Here is a 16,533-nt window from a genome sequence, read left to right as displayed (position 1 = left end):
CACCTCCGGACCCGGTCGTGAGAGTCCACTCCTGGCACGCTGTCGCACGCCATCTGACAAAGGGTAGATTATTGTCGGCCCCGTTCCGAGGGGCAGATATGACCTACGACACCGTCCGCGAGACGGACCCGGCGGTAGCAGACGCGCTGGAGGGCGAACGGAGCCGCCAGAACGACACGCTGGCGATGATCGCGAGCGAGAACCACGTCTCTGAGGCGGTCATGGAGGCCCAGAGCTCCGAACTGACGAACAAGTACGCCGAGGGCTACCCCGGCGAGCGGTACTACGGCGGCTGTGAGTACGCCGACGACGTCGAAGAGCTAGCCATCGACCGCGCCAAGGAGCTGTGGGGCGCAGCCCACGTCAACGTCCAGCCCCACTCCGGATCGCAGGCCAACATGGGTGTCTATCTCGCGGTGCTGGACCCCGGCGACAAGATCCTCTCGCTGGACCTGACCCACGGCGGCCATCTCAGTCACGGTCACCCGGCCAACTTCGCCGGCCAGGTCTACGAGGTCGAACAGTACGAAGTCGACGAGGAAACCGGCTACATCGACTACGACGAACTCCAGGAGACGGCCGAGGAGTTCGAACCCGACATCATCGTCTCGGGCTACTCCGCGTACCCGCGCGAGGTCGAGTTCGAGCGTATCCAGGAGGCAGCCGACGCTGTCGACGCCTACCACCTCGCCGATATCGCCCACATCACTGGCCTGGTCGCCGCTGGAGCCCACCAGTCGCCGGTCGGCATCGCGGACTTCGTCACGGGCTCGACGCACAAGACCATCCGTGCCGGCCGTGGTGGCATCATCATGTGTGACGAGGAGTACGCCGACGACATCGACTCGGCGGTGTTCCCCGGTTCACAGGGCGGCCCACTGATGCACAACGTCGCCGGCAAGGCCGTCGGCTTCGGCGAAGCGCTGAATCCCGAGTTCGAGACGTACGCGGATCAGACCGTCCAGAACGCGAAGGCGCTGGGCGACCAGCTTCAGGAACACGGCCTGGAACTGGTCTCGGGCGGTACGGACAACCATCTCGTCCTCATCGACCTCCGGCCGTCCCACCCCGACACGACCGGCAAGGAAGTCGAAGAGGCGCTAGAGGAGGCCGGCATCGTCCTCAACGCCAACACCGTTCCCGGCGAGACCCGCTCGGCGTTCAACCCCTCGGGTATCCGCGCCGGCACGCCGGCCCTGACCACGCGCGGCTTCGACGAGGACGCCTGTCGAGAGGTCGCCGACCTCATCTACGAGGTCGTCGATGCACCACACGACGAGGACGTCATCGCCGAGGTCGCCGACCGCGTCGACGACCTGACCGACGAGTACACGCTGTACGACTGACCGACGGCGGTCCCCGACGGTTTTTGTCGCCCGCACCGTACTGATTGCTGATGAGTGGCGGGGCTGCCACCGCGATGTACCGCGAACGGATCGACGCACTGGCGAGTGTCGCCGGGAACGGGCCGCCCGTGCTCTGTCTCCACGGTACCCTGATGGACCGGACGATGTTCGACCCCCAGCGGCAGGCGCTCGCGGACGACTACCGCGTCGCCGCCTACGACCTCCGGGCACGGACCGAACACGCCGTCGAGGGATACGGGCTGGCCGACCTCGCCACCGACTGCCTGGCAGCGATGGACGGGCTGGGGATGTCCGCGCCGGTCCTCGTCGGGATGTCGATGGGCGGCTTCGTGGCGCTCCGGGTAGCGCTGGCCGCACCCGACCGGGTGGCGGGACTCGTCTTGCTGGATAGTACTGCTGTCCCGCATTCCTCGACCCAGCAGGAGCAGTACGCGGCGCTGGTCGAGCCACTCGCGGGCCAGTCGACAGTGCCAGCATCCCTTGCTGAAGGTATCGCCGAGACGCTGTTCGGCGAGACGACGCGGGAAGAGCGGCCCGCCCTCGTCGAGGACTGGGTCGACCGCTGGCAGACCTACCGTGGCGACGCCGTCTACAACGAGGTCCACTCTTGGCTGGACCGTCCGGGGACCGTCGACCAGCTCTCGACGGTGGATTGTCCCGCGCTCGTTCTCCACGGCACCGAGGACACGGCCATCCCGCCGGCACTCGGCCGTGAGACTGCCGAGAAATTGCCGGCCGGCCGGTTCGAGTCCATCGACGGTGCCGGCCACACCGCGAACCTCGAACGACCGACGGCGGTGAACAGACAGCTACGCGCCTTCCTCGATGGCGTCACCGACGCACACTGACCCGACGCTTTTGTCCCGAGCGGTGCCATCGCCCGTATGGAACAGCCGATGCGACGGCGCCTGCTGGGCGTCCTCGGCGGTGGCCTGACGGCGCTGGCCGGGTGTGGCGGGCCGGCTGGCAGCGACGACGAGGGCGGGGATACGGACAGCGCGACAACAGAGGCGGCGACACCGACAATGGACGAGACGGACACACGCTCCGACAGCCCTGTCGCGAGCGATGGCGGCTCGGATACGGGGACACCCACTCCCGATCTGGATCTGCGCGAAGCGAACGTCATCGGGGTTGCCGTCGAGTCCGTCGACGACAGACAGTACCGGTTCGACGTGACGCTGTATCACGATGACGACGGCGAGGACGGCTACGCGAACTGGTGGCAGGTCGAGACACTCGACGGCGAGCAACTGGGCCGGCGGAAACTGCTACACGCGCACTCGACGGCCCCGTTCACCCGGTCGGAGACGGTCACCGTCCCTGCGGACGTTTCCTGTGTCGTCGTCCGGGGCCACGACCAGACCCACGGCTATGGCGGTCAGGCGATGGTGGTGGGAATTCCCGGCGGTGATATAAATCCCGTCCAGCAGGCCAGCGAGCGTCGCTCTATCTCCACAGACGCCTGCCCGTAGCACGTTCCAGGCTCACACGGGAACCTTCCCCATCCCTTACACGTTGTGTCCTGCTACTTACTCATCACCTCCTGTCCACCAACGTGGTTGCTCACATGAGTGACTCTTCGACGACACGACGGTCCTTCGTGAAAGGTATCGGCGGTACGATCACACTCGCGGCGCTCGGGACGACGGCGTCCGGCCAGACGGCCGAGACGTGGTCCGTCGCCGAGTCGCCGACAGGGAACACCCTCTACGACGTCGAACAGACGTCCAACGGGCTGTTCGCCGTGGGTGCTGGCGGCATCGTCCTCCATCGGACCGAAACCGGCTGGGAGAAAGTCCTCGACGGCGGTCCGACCGGCAACGGCAACAGTCTCTACGGCTCCGACGTGACGTCCGCGGGCGGTCGACTCTGGTTCGTCGGCTCCAGCGGCGCCATCGGCGAGATGGACGTCTCCTCGTACGCCGTCGACGATCACTCGGCACCCAACGACGTCACGAACAACTTCAACGACGTCTCGGTGACCGGCGTGATGGGCTCGGCCAACGCCTACGTCGCCGGCGACTCCGGGAAGCTCTACTACAGTTTCGACGACGGCGCGACCGGGACGTGGGACGACACCACGCCCGGCAGCGGCTCCGCGATCAACGCGGCGGACTTCTACGACGTCCGCTCGGGGCACATCGTCGACGGGAACAAGTCGGTGTTCGCGACCGACGACGGCGGGACCTACGACAAGGTCGGCCTCGCGGACGCGAACGCGAACTTCTACGCGGTCGACAGCGACGGTGCAGACGACGTCTGGATCGCTGGCGGCGGCGGGATGATCCACCACTGGAACGGCACCGAGTGGACGCCGACCGATACCGGCGACGCAGCGCTGCGTGACATCGAGGTGTCCGGCGACAGCGGCCTCGCCGTCGGCGGCGGTGGGAAGGTCTACGGTCGCGGGAGCGACGGCTGGACGGCCCAGTCGACGCCGACCGGCCAGAACCTGAAGGCGGTCGTCACCGGCAAGACAGACGTCGCGGTCGGTGCTGGCGGCGTCATCGTCGAGAAGTAGGCCGCGGTCCACTCCGTTCTTCCCTGCGGATTCGTACTGTGTCGACAGTGCCGACAGTGGCATAGTGACGTTTTTGCCTCCCGAGGGTCCCTCTCCACGTGATGACTGAGATAATCGACGGGAACGCGGTCGCCCAGTCGGTACGGGACGACCTCGCGACGGCTATCGACCAGCTCGCCGACGCGGGCGTCCAACCCTCGCTGGCGACGGTGCTGATGAGCGACGACCCAGCGAGCGAGACCTACGTCTCGATGAAACAGGACGACTGCGCGGAGGTCGGCATCGAGGCCATCGACATCGAGATCGACCCCGAGGCCGACGCCGCCGAACTGTACGACACCATCGACGACCTCAACGCCGACGGGAACGTCAACGGCATCCTCGTCCAGATGCCCGTTCCGGACCACGTCGACGACCGGACCGTCCTGCGGGCCATCGACCCCGAGAAGGACGTCGACGGCTTCCACCCGGAGAACGTCGGCCGACTCGTGGCCGGCGACGCCCGCTACAAGCCCTGCACCCCCCACGGGATCCAGAAACTCATCGAATCCGCCGGCGTCGACACGGAGGGGAAAGACGCCGTCGTCGTCGGCCGCTCGGACATCGTCGGCAAGCCGATGGCGAACCTGCTCATCCAGAAAGCGCCGGGTGGCAACGCGACCACCACCGTCTGTCACTCCCGGACCGACGACCTGGCCGCGAAGACCCGCCAGGCGGATATCGTCGTGGCTGCTGCCGGCGTCCCAGAGATGATCGACGGCGAGATGCTCTCCGATGGGGCGACGGTTATCGACGTCGGCATCAACCGCGTCGACGCCGACACCGACAAGGGCTACGAACTGGTCGGCGACGTCGACTACGAGAGCGCCAAGGCGGTCGCCGGCGCGATCACGCCGGTCCCCGGCGGTGTCGGCCCGATGACCCGGGCGATGCTGCTGTACAACACGGTCAAGGCCGCGAGCCGGCAACACGACGTCGACGTCGACCTCCCCTGAGCGATGACACTCGACACGTTCGCCGAGCGGGACGTGGTGACCCGTCGTGTCACCCGCGAGACCGACGCCGAGAGCTACGCGTCGATCAGCCGGCGGATCGAGAACGGCCTGGACTGGGGCGTCGGTGCCCTCGTCGAGGACGATAACCGGGTCCTGTTCGTCCGCGAGGGCGACAGCTACGAGGACGCGACCTGGAAACTCCCCGGCGGCGGTGTCGAGCGCGGCGAGAGTCGGGAGGAGGCGCTCGTCCGTGAAGTCCACGAGGAGACGGGCGTCGAGATCACCGTCGACGACCTGCTGGCGGTCAGCGAGGTGACGGTCGCACACGACGACCGGGAGGCACGGTTCCACTTCGGGACCTACCGCGCGACGCCGGAGACGACGCGTCTCACCGACGATCCGGGCGTCGACGACGAAGGTATCGTCGACGTCGCGTGGAAGCCCTCGATTCCGGACAGCGCGCTGGACACGGGACTGCTCCGTCGTCTCCGGTGACCTACGCCGTCGTGTCGTCGATACCAGCGAGCCAGTTGTCGGCGGTGACGTAGGCGTTCTCGTCCCCGTCGGCTGCCAGCGTCCCGAGGTCGCGGGTCGCACGGACGAGACGGTTCGCGTTCGCCGGGTCGACGTCGCCGTCCAGCGCTTCGATGCGCTTGCGATGGTCACGGATCCGGCCCGAGAGCTGTCGCGCCTGCTCGTCCGGATGCTCGTCGAGATACGTCCGGACGTCCCGCTGATAGTCCGCGACGGTGGCTGCCATCGCCAGTCCGTAGGCGCTCCGGAGCGATTCTGGGACCTCTTCGGGTCTCGGTCGCTCACCCATGTCGGCGCCGCCCAGCAGGTCGTAGAAGTACAGTTCGACGGCGTCGTCGACACGGAGTTCGCGCCCGATCTCGTCGGCGACGTACTGGAGTTCTCGGGCCGCGACGAACGTCTCGTCGAGTGTGCGGAGTTCACCCGCGTCGATGAAGCCACGCTTCCGCGTGTACGCGCGACACGCGTCGGCAGCCTGTGCAGCCAGTTCACTGAGCGTGACGTCGTCGATCCGGTTCCGGATCGGGGTCAGATCGAGGGTCGCTGGCGCGTCCGTGTGTCGTGTCCGATCGTCGACACCGACGCTGTGGATGCTGCCGCAGTCGGGACAGGCGATACTCCCGCTCTCGTAGTAGGACCATCGGGTGCCACAGTCCTGGCATTCTCGTTCCCCACGGACTTTCATACGATACTCTCGCTGCTCTGCCCTCAAGTGAGTTCCGCGCCGGGACGAGCGCCCCCGATCGCCATCGGCGGCGGATACGGAACCGTTTTGTCCGCCGACGATAGATTCGAAATGTTACACCATCTGCCCGGTGCCGGTACATTTAAGTTTCTCACACTCCTCCGCCTAAGTGACGCTTCGCTTGGAGGGCCGAAGCGTCAGCGGGGACCAATTCAGGGCGGCAAGCGGTCGTGTTTTCTCACGACCGCTTTCCACTTACTTCGCTTTACTGACACCAGATAGCGCAGCTTTCGTCGTGACGATACGGTTCTCGGATAGTGTACCGATCGGCTGTCGTCGAGTGGTTCGGTGGCGGCAGACTGCTGCGTCGCTAAAGCGTGCGACCTGTTCCGGACGGACAAGTAATCCTTCATCGTCACCTTCTGCTGTATGATGAAATTTTGACTCGAAATGTCTGGGCCACAATTGGTCCGAAATTGTCGCCTAGAGGCCCGTTCAGTCCGTGATTGGATTTGAAAGGTAACGAGGAATAATCTGCTCCGAAATATTTAAAGGATTCAGACAGTAATATCTATACAGGACAGACCAATGCACGACCTGACCGGCTTCCAGCGCGACCTCCTCTACGTCATCTCCGGTCTAGAGGAACCCCACGGGCTGGCAATCAAAGAAGAACTCGAGGAGTACTACGAGAAGGAGATCCACCACGGACGACTCTATCCGAACCTCGACACGCTTGTCGACAAGGGTCTCGTCGAGAAGGGCCAACGTGACCGTCGGACGAACTTCTACACGTTGACACGGCGCGGCCGACGGGAGATCGACGCCCGGCGTGACTGGGAAGCACAGTACATCGGCGAGTAACAGAACCGAACGCCGCCCCGCTGGGTCCCGGTACAGATTCTACGCCGTCTCCGCGACGATCTCGTAGCTACGCTCGCCCAGTTCGTCCTCCTCGAAGACGAACACGCGGCCGTCCGCGACCTCGAAGTCGACGTCCACCACCACACGCATCTGCTCGTCACGGACAGTGACACCCGGGAACAGTTCGTCTTCCTCGCCGTCGTCGAGGATGACACGTCCCACACCTGTCTCCTCCAGGATGTCGTCGTGTGTTCGCAGGTCGTTGACGTAGACGAGGATACCGCTCGTCTCTGTCTGGTCGGTCACCAGAACGTGCGTGTCCTTTCCTGGGGCGGTCCGGATACCACCCTCGACCGCCTCGGGGACGCCGTAGTAGTAGACACGTCGACCGTCGAGGTACTCGACGACGACGCCGTCCTCGGTGAGTTCGACGGACAGCGTGTCCGGCGGGATGTCCGAACGGTTGCTCATACCCGCCCTTCCACCCGCGGGGGGAAAAGCCACGCGCTGTGGACCCGACCGACGCTTTCACAGGTGGTAAGTACCCCCGGCCGGGAGATGCGGTCGATGGAAGGCAAGGCAGTGGCACCGGCAGCGGGCACCGTCCTCAACGCGCTCTCGACCGGCCGTGGGTCGGCGTTCGCCATCGACGAGTACACCACGGCAACAGTAGAGCTGATGCCCGAATCGGGCGTCACCGGTGAGATCGACGACGCACCGGACGCGGATACTCGATTGATCGAGCGCTGTGTCGAGTTCGTCCTCGACGCCCACGGCGGTCCCGACGTCGACGGCGGGCACGTCTACACCGAGAGCGAGGTCCCGATGGCCTCGGGGCTGAAGAGTTCCAGCGCGGCCGCCAACGCCACGGTGATGGCGACGCTGGACGCACTCGATGCGACCGACCGGATGACACGGGCCGATATGGCTCGCCTCGGCGTGATGGCGGCGCGGGACGTCGGCGTGACCATCACCGGTGCGTTCGACGACGCGTCGGCGTCGATGCTGGGCGGCGTGACCGTCACCGACAACGAGAACGACGACCTGCTCGCACGCGAAACCGTCGAGTGGGACGTGCTGGTCTGGTCGCCGCCGGAACAGTCGTTCTCGGCCGATGCCGACGTCGAGCGCTGTGAGCATATCGCGCCGATGGCTCGGCTGGTCGAGGAGCTCGCCCTCGACGGCGACTACCAGCGGGCGATGACCGTCAACGGACTGGCGTTCTGTGCCGCGCTGGGCTACGACGCGGAACCGCTGGTCGAGGCGATGCAACACGTCGAGGGCGCGTCGCTATCCGGGACCGGCCCGTCGTTCACCGCAGTCGGCGACCGGGCGGCCCTCGAAGCCGTCAAGACCGACTGGGACGAACGCGCCGGCGAGACACTGCTGACGACCACACAGACAGAGGGAACACACACAGTATGAGCTCAGAGCCGAACCCCGAGAACATGTCTCTGGAGGAACTGCGCGACGAGATTCGAACTATCGACCGCGAGATCGTCGAGAAGATCGCACAGCGGACCTACGTCGCCGACACCATCGCCCAGGTCAAAGAGGAGCAGGGCCTGCCGACGACCGACGAGGAACAGGAACAGGCCGTCATGGACCGCGCCGGCGAGAACGCCGAGCGGTTCGACGTCGACGCGAACCTCGTGAAAGCGACGTTCCGACTCCTGATCGAGTTGAACAAGGTCGAACAGCGCGAGAGCCGGTAACCGAGTCAGTTCACCGCCTTCGACAGCTCCGCACCCGCCTTGAACTTCACGTCCTGAGACGCCCGACTCGCACTCATCAAGTGAAGCACCGGCGCGTCAACCGCCACGTGCTTCAGATCGATATCGTACTCCCGTTTTCCGGGCCGCTTCCGGATGCCTCCGGCCACACCATTCGAAAGCACCCCCGACCCAACCAACGCATCGACCGTCCCCGAGTCGAGCCGCGCCCCTCGCCGAGCACGCGGACCCGGCACCGACCGCGCCACCAGATCTCCGAGTCCATCCCCGTCAGCGTCACCGTCGACAGCTTCGAGTTCGACAGGAACCACCTGCGTCCCCGTCGTCATCGACAGTACCGTCGTCGAGTTCTCGTACAGTGCTGCCTCGTCGACGACCCATCCGCCCGTGTAGACGAGTTGCTCGTCGCGCTGACATTGCTGGACGTACAACAGCGCCGGGAACGGATGCGGACACGCCGGTGGCTGCACCAGCACCTGAGAGACAGAGATGCCCGACCCCGAAGTCGACCGCGTCGTCCGCGCCCACACACCCGGCCCACACGGGTCATCGTCCGCCATACCGGCACATACCCTCGCAGGACTATCGCCATCCTCCGCCGGACGGCTCACAACCGCCACCGTCCCATCCTCTCCTCGAACAATCTCGAGACTCCCGCCCGTCGCCGTCGGTCCCGTACTGTCTGCCACGAGATGCGGTGAAGTCCCACACACCGCACCTGGGTGAGTGCTTGGATCGTCATCGTCGCAATCCCCGGACTCGTCCGGGTCGCCCGGACCGGACTTCGATGTCCCCCACGAATACACCCGACCACTCCCACCGGACTGCCCTGTCATGTAATCGATAAGTCGCTCCGGGGTCACCGCCGCCGCGATACTTCCGTTCCCACCCGGAACCTCCGCCTCGGGTAGACACACCGTGAACCGCTCACCGACGATCGGTTTCCCACCCAGATACGCCAGAAGCTCGTCCTGTTCGTCAGCATCCGACACTCCATCCCCGTCGGAATCCCCGTCCGACGACCGTGTTCGGGGTCTGTTGCTCCGCGAGGAGTTGTAATCCGTCGCCATCACCGCAGACGACGTCACCCACCCCTCCAACTCGATCTCGCCCGACAACATCCCAGATCCACCCGACAGTGTCGGCGTCAACCGACTCACGTGTGGCCCACCGGGAGCCATCTCGAACGTGACGCCCGAGTCATCGTCGTTCCATCCCATGCCCGCGAACACTGCCGCAGGCGACGCCCCCGTATTCGTCACCGCCGACGACACACGGTTCGAACACCCAGCGAGCGACCCGGCCGCGACGAGACTGCCTGCCGCGAGGAAGCGACGACGACTAATGGTCCCGTGTGACACGTCGGATGAGGTACCGGCAGGTCTTCGTGAACTCATGAGTGGATACTAACGAGCGGCTAAATCATAAGTATATTTATAAATTTGACACAGTACCTATCCTCGTCATCACAGTAGTTCCAGTTCGCCCACACGGGCCGAAGCGGCCAAGTACGTCTACGAGACTTCCCGATCAGTACTCCCAGAGGCGGTTTATGCGGTCCTCGAATTCGGGGTACGTCTCACGGAGCGCGTCGACGTCGGTCTCGCCGCCGACGTTGACCACGTGGACCTCGCCGCGCTTGCCGCCGTAGACGTCCTGGAAGTCGTAGACGACGCCGAAGACGTCGACGTCGTCGTCGACGTCGTCGCTCTCGATCAGGTGCTCGACCTGTCGGTCGACGTTGTACTCGACGAGGCGGTTGATCGCACCTGGACGGTCGATATCGTCCGGCAGTGCCTCGACGCCACCTTCCAGATGGGGCTTGAGCAGACCGATACAGTGTTCGATACCCGGCGCGTCCGAGAGGCCCTCGGTCAGGTCGTCGTAGGTTGCGGTGACGGCACCACAACCGGTGTGACCGATAACGACGGCGGTCTCGGTCCCGGTGTGAGCGAGCGGATAGAGGACGTCACCGGAGACTGCCTCACCCGACGCCGTCTGCTGGATGACGCGGTTCCCGATGTTGCCACACGTGAACAGATGACCGGGAGTCTCGTTCCCGAAGAGATGGTCCTGTAGGACCCGCGAGTCCGAACAGCAGACCGTGACAGCATCCGGATGTTGGGCGTCCTGAACGTCGTCGAATCGCGACTGGAACGCGTCGGCGTGTGCTGCGTTGTGGGCCAGCAAATCCGCGAAGACATCGTTCATACACACCCCCAACTGTGGCCGTCGATATATCAGTTGGTGTCCCGGTTACAGTGTGACGTCGCCCTCGCCAGCACCGAGGTCGGATTCTACGGCCGACGCATCGAGGCTGTCGAACGGAACCGGGGCTGTCGGCTCGCCCGAGCGGTCCTGCAGCGAGTGTGCCCACCACTCGACGTCGTGCCACGCTCCGTGTTTGTAGCCGACGTTCTCGTAGGTCCCGACTGGCTCGAATCCGACGGACTCGTGGAAGGCCGCACTGGGCGGGTTCGGAACGGTGATTCCGGCGTAGACAGTGTAGTACCCCTGGCGTCGGAGGAGTTCGAAGAGCGACGTGTACAGTCCGCGGGCGACCCCGGCCCGCCTGGCCGTCTCGGCGACGTAGACAGAGGATTCGACAGCCCACTGATACGCGTCCCGGTTGCGGTGGGCGCTCGCGTACGCGTAGCCGTGGATCGACCCGTCGTGTTCACAGACGAGCCAGGGGTGGGTTTCGAGCGTGTCGGTCAGACGGTCCCCGAACGCTGGCACGCTCGGGACGGTCGTCTCGAAGGTGATCGCACTGTCACGGACGTACGGTGCGTAGATGTCACGGCAGGCAGCAGCGTCTGCGTCCGTAGCGACTCGTATCTCGGCCATCTGGCACGGCTAGCGGCAGGACGGATATAAGCGGTCCACTCTCGACCGCGGACAGTAGCTGTCGGACAGCGTCCGGTAGCTTGACCCGGCTGTCGATATAACCCGGATCTATGCCCTCCGAGAAAGAGAAGATGCTCGCGGGCGATCGGTACGACCCCACGGACCCGGAACTGGTCGCCGACCGCGAGCGAGCCCGCGAGTTGACACACGAGTACAACCAGAGTGACCCCACCGACGAGGACCGCCGGCAGCAGTTGCTCGCCGAACTGTTCGGGTCGACCGGCGAGGACCCGACTGTCGAACCGACGTTCCGCTGTGACTACGGCTACAACGTCCACGTCGGCGCGGACTTCTTCGCGAACTTCGACTGTGTGTTCCTGGACGTCTGCCGGATCGAGTTCGGCGACCGGTGCCTGCTCGGCCCCAGCGTCCACGTCTACACCGCGACACATTCGCTCGACCCGCGCGAGCGCCGCCGCGGTGTGGAGTACGGCAAGCCGGTGACGGTCGGCGACGACGTCTGGATCGGCGGCCAGGCAGTCCTCAATCCGGGGGTGACGGTCGGCGACGAGAGCGTCGTCGCGTCCGGCGCGGTCGTGACGGAGGACGTCCCACCGGGGGTCGTCGTTCAAGGGAACCCGGCGACGGTCGTCAGAGAGGTAGACACCGAGTAACCTACTCGCCGTCCCGGATCATCATCACCTTCACGCGGTGGACCCCGTCGAAGTCACGGAGGCGGTTCGTCAGTGCCCGCACCCGCTGGGCCGGCCCGCGACAGAACAGCGACTCCAGACACCACTCCCCCTGATGCGTGTGGCTGGTGTTCAGGATGACGTCCTGATAGTCGTGTTGGACGGTGTGGAGTGCCTCGATGACGTCGTGGTGGCGGTAATCGAAGCCGAGGAGCGCCACCACGTCGCCGGACTGCGCCTCGAACCGGGAGTGGGCCTCGATGTACTCCCGCATCGCCTCGCGGACCGCCCGCGACCGGTTGTCCAGTCCCTGCTCCTCCCACACCCTGTCGAACTCGTCGAGCACCTCGTCGGGGATGTTGAAGCTCGTTCGCATGGTCGTCGAGTCGGACGCCGGCGTACAAGAACACCATGGGACGACTGCCCGCGTATGACGATACCCCGAAGCCGGTATTAACTACCCTTAAACGGCCCGCACAGCAAGTTTCGGTCGAGATGATCGAGCGCGAACTGTTCGGGTTGCTCGTCGGTGCCATCGCGCTGGGCGCGGTCCACGGGATGGAACCGGGCCACGGGTGGCCGGTGGCAGCCTCCTACGCCCTGGACCAGTCGAACAAGTGGGCCTCTGGTATCGCAGCGAGTACGATCCTCGGTGTCGGCCATCTGGTCAGCAGCATCGCGATGGTCGCCGTGTTCTTCTACGCGAAGTCGTACTTCTCGCTCACGCAGGTCAACGAACCGCTGACCGTCGGCGGCTTTCAGGTCGGCGGCCCGGTGAGCATCGTCGCGGGTGTCCTCCTCGTGGCGCTCGGCGTCCGTGAGTACGTCTCGGGACATAGCCACGGGGTCGAGATGACAGACGGGTCCGACGACACCGGTCACGAGAGAGATCACACACACGACCACGGGCACGACGATCACAGCCACGGGCATGGTCACAACCACGATGGCGGTCACGACCACGATCACGCGCACGACACGCACGACCGCGATCACGGACACGCTGACCACGACCACGATACCGGCGTCCTGGCTCGCTTTGTGGGGTTCCTCCCCTTCGTCGGCGGCCACAGCCACGATCACGGATCGCTGTCGGAGGCCGCCGACCGCGGACTGTTGAGCATCGCCTGGGCCGCGTTCCTCCTGGGGTTCGCCCACGAGGAGGAGTTCGAGATCATCGCGCTCTGTGCCGGCTCGAACTACTGTCTGGAACTGATGAGCGCCTACGCCCTGACCGTCGTCGTCGGCATCGTCGGGCTGACGGCGCTCCTGCTAGCGGGCTACGAACACTACGAGAGCGAGGTCGAGCGGTTCACGCCGTATCTCCCCGCGTTCTCGGCTGCCGTCCTGATCGTCATGGGACTCGGGTTCGTCGTCGGGCTGTTCTGACCGTCAGTGGTCTCGGTCAGTCGTGGTCCGGGTGCCGACGAACTCCTCGCGGATGGCGTCCCGCTTGAGGAGCACGAATCCGACGAGGATGAGGCCGAACCCGACCACCGTTTCCTCGGTCAACTGCTCCGAGAGGAAGAACAGGCCCGTGACGGCGGCGACGACGGGCGCGGCGTAGGACACCAGATTGATCTCGATCGGTCCCAGTCGTTCCAGCAGGTCGAAGTAGATCAGGAAGCCCAGCGCGCTGGCGACGACGATCAGATAGCCCAGCGCGAGGACGCCCGCCGCAGTCCAGCGGATCTCGCCCGGTGCCTCCCCAATCGCGAGGCTCGCGCCATGCATGACTACGGCTCCGAGCAGCATCGACCAGGCTTCCATCGTCTCGATGGGGAGTGACGCGTCGATGCGCCGGGTGAGGACACTCCCGAGGGCGAACGAGGCGGCGGCCAGGAAAACCAGAAACAGCGAGACGTTCCGTGCGGTGAGCAGGTCGCCCGGATCGGGGTCGCTCAGTGCTACGACACCGACGAACCCGACGAGCAGTCCCACCACACCGAGCGCCGTGAGTCGTTCCTCGGGCAGAAAAAGACGGGCGAAGGCCGTGGTGAGGATCGGCGAGAGACTGACGACGATGGCGGCGACGGCGCTCTTGACCCCGAGTTCACCGACGAACAGGAACGCGTGGTAGGCAGCGATCAAGAACAGGCCGCCGACACCGACGAGTAGCCACTCGGCCCGACTCCGTGGGAGCCACCGGTCGGTCGCGTAGGCGGCGTATCCCAGCATCAACACGCCGGCGACGTCGTACCTGAGCGCGGCAAACAGGACCGGTGGGAAGTAGTCGAGACCGGCCTTGATCGCGGTGAAGGCGCTCCCCCAGACGACGGCCAGCGCGACGAACAGCAGTGCGTTCCTGAAGCGCATCGAGTGTGTGTCGGCGTTCGTGTCCGTCGATATAACCCTGCTCATCGGCCCGCGCCGGCGTCACTCCAGTGCGCGCCACACCGACGCCGAGAGGTACGCGGTCGCCAGCCCACCGACTGCCAGGACCAGCCAGTAGGTCGCCAGCCGGTAGAGGAGCACCCCGGCAGCCGCCTGCTCCGCGGAGGCGGCCGTCACTACCGTGAACACGGCCGTGAGCCCGACTTCCGAACTGCCGAGACCGCCGGGCGTGGGCAGCAGCGTCGCGAGGCCGCTCGCCGGCGCGAGAAACAGTGCCAGTCCGAGCGGGAGTCCGATTCCGACCGACGCGAGGCCGTAGTACAGCGCCAGACCGAACGCGAGCCATCCAGCCACCCCGAACAGCGCGGCGAGCGCGAGCCGTCTGGTGTCGTCAGTCGCGTCCTCGAATCCCGCGAGGAACGAGTCGACCCCGTTCTGTATCCGTGCCGGCTCGACCTGTCGTGCGACGCGCTTCGATACGGGCGCCAGGAGCCGATAGACACCGGCTGCGACCCGGACGATCAGGGTCCCGAACGCGGTACGTCGGTAGGCAACGAGCGCGGCGCCGACGACGATGACGGCCAGTAGGGCGACCGAAACAGCCAGGAGCACCGGACCGTCGAACCCTGGCCGAGGTCGGACGACCAGACCGGCCAGTCCCAGCGCGGCCACTCCGAGCGAGCCAGCGAAGATGAGCAACTCACTGGCTGCGACAGCCGCGAAGATGTCCCTGAACCGCTGATCGAGGTCCTCGGAGATGACGTAGGCCAGGATCGCCGTGCCACCGACGTTCCCCAGCGGGAGGATCTGTTTGCCGAAGGTTCCCGAGAGGTAGCCCAGCTGGATGCGGTGGCGTGGCAACGCGCCGTTCGTCCCCGTCAGGAGCGTCGCGGTCGTCAGGCTCCAGCAGAGTTGTGCGGCCAGCGAGGCGACCAGGGAGATGGCCACGAACGTCAGATCGGCGTCGGCGAAGCTCTCGACGATCGCGGCGGTATCGAGGCCGAACAGCAGGAGGCCGATGAGCGCCACCGCCAGCGCCATCCCGGCCAGCTGTCTGAACCGTATCGGACGGGATTCGCTGACAGTGGCCATCGTACTACGTCTGGTGCGGGGGAGAATATTGAACGTGTCGGCGAGTCAGGAGCTCGGGTCGTACGTCTCGGCCAGTGCATCAAGCGCCTCGTGGTGTTCGGTCGTGTGTGGGGCGGTCAGCGGCGAGACACTGACCTTTCCGTCGACGACCGCTCGGCGGTCCGTTCCCTCGGGGTCGGGGATGTCGCCCTCGGCCATGTGCTCCCAGATACGGTCGTGGAGCGTCACGGCGCCACCCTCGTGGACGGCGTCCATCTCGTAGAGGTGCGAGGGGCGTGTGATCTCGATATCGGCCGGCCCCCACTCGGCGACGGGGGCGTTGACGTTCAGGTAGTCACACTGCTCGAAGACGCCGGCACCCAGCGCGTGGTCGGCGAGGTAGGTCGTCGCCCGGACAGCCTCGCCGTAGCTGTCACCGTTGGCCTCGATATCGGAGAAGGCGGCATCCTCGCGGACCGGGATGTACATCGAGACGGCTATCGCCGGGACATCGAAGAACGTGGCCTCGACGGCGGCGCTGACCGTCCCGGAGCGGCCCAGGACGTACGATCCCAGGTTGGCGCCGCGGTTGCACCCGGCGACGACGAGGTCCGTTTCGGGCACCAGTGCCTCCAGTCCAGCCACGACACAGTCCGTGGGCGTCCCCTCGACTTCGTAGCCGAGGTCGTGCTCGCGGACCTCGACCTCGTGAGAGATGGCGCGGCCGACCGCGCTCTGGTCCTCGGCCGGCGCCACGACGGTGACGTCACCGACCGTCGAGAGCCCCTCGTACAGCGTCGTCAGGCCGACGCTGTCGATACCGTCGTCGTTCGTCAACAGGATGGCCGGGTCGTCCATACCGCCTGTCCGGCCGTCCGCGAGAAAAG

20 protein-coding genes are annotated in these 16,533 nt (G+C 65.7%); 11 read left to right on the top strand and 9 right to left on the bottom strand.

The features are described from left to right. Nucleotides 1–98: 98 nt before the first annotated feature. The 6 genes from glyA to Hhyl2_RS05890 all read left to right on the top strand — a co-directional run bounded on the left by glyA (nucleotide 99) and on the right by Hhyl2_RS05890 (nucleotide 5,381). Nucleotides 99–1,346 (top strand): serine hydroxymethyltransferase, encoded by a 1,248-nt coding sequence (gene glyA, locus Hhyl2_RS05915; RefSeq protein ID WP_483549807.1) that lies wholly within the window; start codon nucleotides 99–101, stop codon nucleotides 1,344–1,346. A gap of 50 nt (nucleotides 1,347–1,396) precedes the next feature. Continuing rightward, on the top strand, nucleotides 1,397–2,215 hold the full coding sequence (locus Hhyl2_RS05910; protein WP_483549806.1) for an alpha/beta fold hydrolase: 819 nt from the start codon (nucleotides 1,397–1,399) through the stop codon (nucleotides 2,213–2,215). Nucleotides 2,216–2,251: 36 nt separating this feature from the next. Next, nucleotides 2,252–2,842: a hypothetical protein gene (locus tag Hhyl2_RS05905; RefSeq protein WP_483549805.1), complete on the top strand. Its 591-nt coding sequence runs from the start codon at nucleotides 2,252–2,254 to the stop codon at nucleotides 2,840–2,842. 95 nt (nucleotides 2,843–2,937) lie between these two features. Beyond that, complete coding sequence (locus Hhyl2_RS05900; protein WP_483549804.1) at nucleotides 2,938–3,891, top strand: beta propeller repeat protein; 954 nt, start codon at nucleotides 2,938–2,940, stop codon at nucleotides 3,889–3,891. Nucleotides 3,892–3,992: 101 nt separating this feature from the next. Then, the gene (locus tag Hhyl2_RS05895) at nucleotides 3,993–4,886 is read left to right on the top strand and encodes a bifunctional methylenetetrahydrofolate dehydrogenase/methenyltetrahydrofolate cyclohydrolase (protein WP_483549803.1); all 894 of its coding nucleotides are present in this window, start codon (nucleotides 3,993–3,995) and stop codon (nucleotides 4,884–4,886) included. Between the two features lie 3 nt (nucleotides 4,887–4,889). After that, complete coding sequence (locus tag Hhyl2_RS05890) at nucleotides 4,890–5,381, top strand: NUDIX hydrolase (RefSeq protein WP_483549802.1); 492 nt, start codon at nucleotides 4,890–4,892, stop codon at nucleotides 5,379–5,381. 1 nt (nucleotide 5,382) lies between these two features. Here Hhyl2_RS05890 and Hhyl2_RS05885 read toward each other — a convergent pair whose 3' ends face one another. Beyond that, entirely contained in the window at nucleotides 5,383–6,105 is a 723-nt protein-coding gene (locus Hhyl2_RS05885) for a DUF7117 family protein (protein WP_483549801.1), read from the bottom strand. A 588-nt stretch (nucleotides 6,106–6,693) separates the two neighbouring features. On the opposite strand from Hhyl2_RS05885, the gene Hhyl2_RS05880 reads away from it, so the two are divergent. After that, complete coding sequence (locus tag Hhyl2_RS05880) at nucleotides 6,694–6,969, top strand: helix-turn-helix transcriptional regulator (protein ID WP_483549800.1); 276 nt, start codon at nucleotides 6,694–6,696, stop codon at nucleotides 6,967–6,969. A 39-nt stretch (nucleotides 6,970–7,008) separates the two neighbouring features. Here Hhyl2_RS05880 and Hhyl2_RS05875 read toward each other — a convergent pair whose 3' ends face one another. After that, nucleotides 7,009–7,440: a DUF5796 family protein gene (locus Hhyl2_RS05875; RefSeq protein WP_483549799.1), complete on the bottom strand. Its 432-nt coding sequence runs from the start codon at nucleotides 7,438–7,440 to the stop codon at nucleotides 7,009–7,011. A gap of 96 nt (nucleotides 7,441–7,536) precedes the next feature. Here Hhyl2_RS05875 and Hhyl2_RS05870 point away from each other — a divergent pair, with 96 nt between their 5' ends. Continuing rightward, entirely contained in the window at nucleotides 7,537–8,394 is an 858-nt protein-coding gene (locus tag Hhyl2_RS05870) for a shikimate kinase (protein ID WP_483549798.1), read from the top strand. Next, nucleotides 8,391–8,684: a chorismate mutase gene (locus Hhyl2_RS05865; protein WP_483549797.1), complete on the top strand. Its 294-nt coding sequence runs from the start codon at nucleotides 8,391–8,393 to the stop codon at nucleotides 8,682–8,684. The genes Hhyl2_RS05870 and Hhyl2_RS05865 overlap by 4 nt, the downstream gene beginning before the upstream one ends. 5 nt (nucleotides 8,685–8,689) lie before the next feature. On the opposite strand, the gene Hhyl2_RS05860 is transcribed toward Hhyl2_RS05865, so the two are convergent. The 3 genes from Hhyl2_RS05860 to Hhyl2_RS05850 all read right to left on the bottom strand — a co-directional run bounded on the left by Hhyl2_RS05860 (nucleotide 8,690) and on the right by Hhyl2_RS05850 (nucleotide 11,549). Beyond that, a complete protein-coding gene (locus Hhyl2_RS05860) occupies nucleotides 8,690–9,262 on the bottom strand; it encodes a hypothetical protein (protein WP_483549796.1) in 573 nt (190 codons plus the stop codon). Between the two features lie 970 nt (nucleotides 9,263–10,232). Next, nucleotides 10,233–10,913 carry a carbonic anhydrase gene (locus tag Hhyl2_RS05855; RefSeq protein WP_483549795.1) on the bottom strand — a complete coding sequence of 227 codons (681 nt, stop codon included), beginning with the start codon at nucleotides 10,911–10,913 and terminating at the stop codon, nucleotides 10,233–10,235. A 45-nt stretch (nucleotides 10,914–10,958) separates the two neighbouring features. Continuing rightward, nucleotides 10,959–11,549 (bottom strand): arsinothricin resistance N-acetyltransferase ArsN1 family B, encoded by a 591-nt coding sequence (locus tag Hhyl2_RS05850; protein WP_483549794.1) that lies wholly within the window; start codon nucleotides 11,547–11,549, stop codon nucleotides 10,959–10,961. A gap of 110 nt (nucleotides 11,550–11,659) precedes the next feature. Between Hhyl2_RS05850 and Hhyl2_RS05845 the strand changes: the two genes are divergently transcribed. Then, complete coding sequence (locus Hhyl2_RS05845) at nucleotides 11,660–12,223, top strand: sugar O-acetyltransferase (protein ID WP_483549793.1); 564 nt, start codon at nucleotides 11,660–11,662, stop codon at nucleotides 12,221–12,223. A gap of 1 nt (nucleotide 12,224) precedes the next feature. Here the strand turns inward: Hhyl2_RS05845 and Hhyl2_RS05840 are convergent, their stop codons facing one another. Continuing rightward, nucleotides 12,225–12,617, bottom strand: coding sequence for a CopG family ribbon-helix-helix protein (locus tag Hhyl2_RS05840; RefSeq protein WP_483549792.1), 393 nt, complete (start codon nucleotides 12,615–12,617; stop codon nucleotides 12,225–12,227). A gap of 119 nt (nucleotides 12,618–12,736) precedes the next feature. On the opposite strand from Hhyl2_RS05840, the gene Hhyl2_RS05835 reads away from it, so the two are divergent. Beyond that, complete coding sequence (locus Hhyl2_RS05835) at nucleotides 12,737–13,630, top strand: hypothetical protein (protein ID WP_483549791.1); 894 nt, start codon at nucleotides 12,737–12,739, stop codon at nucleotides 13,628–13,630. Nucleotides 13,631–13,633: 3 nt separating this feature from the next. On the opposite strand, the gene Hhyl2_RS05830 is transcribed toward Hhyl2_RS05835, so the two are convergent. Genes Hhyl2_RS05830 through surE form a run of 3 tightly spaced genes read right to left on the bottom strand, consistent with a single transcriptional unit; the run spans nucleotide 13,634 to nucleotide 16,504 of the window. Continuing rightward, nucleotides 13,634–14,557: a DMT family transporter gene (locus Hhyl2_RS05830; RefSeq protein WP_483549790.1), complete on the bottom strand. Its 924-nt coding sequence runs from the start codon at nucleotides 14,555–14,557 to the stop codon at nucleotides 13,634–13,636. A gap of 60 nt (nucleotides 14,558–14,617) precedes the next feature. Continuing rightward, a complete protein-coding gene (locus tag Hhyl2_RS05825; protein ID WP_483549789.1) occupies nucleotides 14,618–15,667 on the bottom strand; it encodes a lysylphosphatidylglycerol synthase transmembrane domain-containing protein in 1,050 nt (349 codons plus the stop codon). A 45-nt stretch (nucleotides 15,668–15,712) separates the two neighbouring features. Then, nucleotides 15,713–16,504, bottom strand: coding sequence for a 5'/3'-nucleotidase SurE (surE, locus tag Hhyl2_RS05820; RefSeq protein WP_483549788.1), 792 nt, complete (start codon nucleotides 16,502–16,504; stop codon nucleotides 15,713–15,715). Nucleotides 16,505–16,533 lie beyond the last annotated feature (29 nt).

Source organism: Haloarcula sp. H-hyl2 (assembly GCF_056934385.1).
Note: the sequence above shows the minus strand (reverse complement) of the source record. Positions and strands in the feature narration are given on the sequence as shown.

Bases quoted from the DNA above. Each gene is read 5' to 3' on its own strand.
- Hhyl2_RS05865 (WP_483549797.1), top strand. From the start codon at position 8,391: ATGAGCTCAGAGCCGAACCCCGAGAACATGTCTCTGGAGGAACTGCGC.
- Hhyl2_RS05855 (WP_483549795.1), bottom strand. From the start codon at position 10,913: ATGAACGATGTCTTCGCGGATTTGCTGGCCCACAACGCAGCACACGCC.
- Hhyl2_RS05845 (WP_483549793.1), top strand. From the start codon at position 11,660: ATGCCCTCCGAGAAAGAGAAGATGCTCGCGGGCGATCGGTACGACCCC.
- glyA (WP_483549807.1), top strand. From the start codon at position 99: ATGACCTACGACACCGTCCGCGAGACGGACCCGGCGGTAGCAGACGCG.
- Hhyl2_RS05830 (WP_483549790.1), bottom strand. From the start codon at position 14,557: ATGCGCTTCAGGAACGCACTGCTGTTCGTCGCGCTGGCCGTCGTCTGG.
- Hhyl2_RS05860 (WP_483549796.1), bottom strand. From the start codon at position 9,262: ATGGCGGACGATGACCCGTGTGGGCCGGGTGTGTGGGCGCGGACGACG.
- Hhyl2_RS05835 (WP_483549791.1), top strand. From the start codon at position 12,737: ATGATCGAGCGCGAACTGTTCGGGTTGCTCGTCGGTGCCATCGCGCTG.
- Hhyl2_RS05880 (WP_483549800.1), top strand. From the start codon at position 6,694: ATGCACGACCTGACCGGCTTCCAGCGCGACCTCCTCTACGTCATCTCC.
- Hhyl2_RS05895 (WP_483549803.1), top strand. From the start codon at position 3,993: ATGACTGAGATAATCGACGGGAACGCGGTCGCCCAGTCGGTACGGGAC.
- Hhyl2_RS05905 (WP_483549805.1), top strand. From the start codon at position 2,252: ATGGAACAGCCGATGCGACGGCGCCTGCTGGGCGTCCTCGGCGGTGGC.
- Hhyl2_RS05850 (WP_483549794.1), bottom strand. From the start codon at position 11,549: ATGGCCGAGATACGAGTCGCTACGGACGCAGACGCTGCTGCCTGCCGT.
- Hhyl2_RS05890 (WP_483549802.1), top strand. From the start codon at position 4,890: ATGACACTCGACACGTTCGCCGAGCGGGACGTGGTGACCCGTCGTGTC.
- Hhyl2_RS05885 (WP_483549801.1), bottom strand. From the start codon at position 6,105: ATGAAAGTCCGTGGGGAACGAGAATGCCAGGACTGTGGCACCCGATGG.
- Hhyl2_RS05840 (WP_483549792.1), bottom strand. From the start codon at position 12,617: ATGCGAACGAGCTTCAACATCCCCGACGAGGTGCTCGACGAGTTCGAC.
- Hhyl2_RS05900 (WP_483549804.1), top strand. From the start codon at position 2,938: ATGAGTGACTCTTCGACGACACGACGGTCCTTCGTGAAAGGTATCGGC.
- Hhyl2_RS05910 (WP_483549806.1), top strand. From the start codon at position 1,397: ATGAGTGGCGGGGCTGCCACCGCGATGTACCGCGAACGGATCGACGCA.
- Hhyl2_RS05825 (WP_483549789.1), bottom strand. From the start codon at position 15,667: ATGGCCACTGTCAGCGAATCCCGTCCGATACGGTTCAGACAGCTGGCC.
- surE (WP_483549788.1), bottom strand. From the start codon at position 16,504: ATGGACGACCCGGCCATCCTGTTGACGAACGACGACGGTATCGACAGC.
- Hhyl2_RS05875 (WP_483549799.1), bottom strand. From the start codon at position 7,440: ATGAGCAACCGTTCGGACATCCCGCCGGACACGCTGTCCGTCGAACTC.
- Hhyl2_RS05870 (WP_483549798.1), top strand. From the start codon at position 7,537: ATGGAAGGCAAGGCAGTGGCACCGGCAGCGGGCACCGTCCTCAACGCG.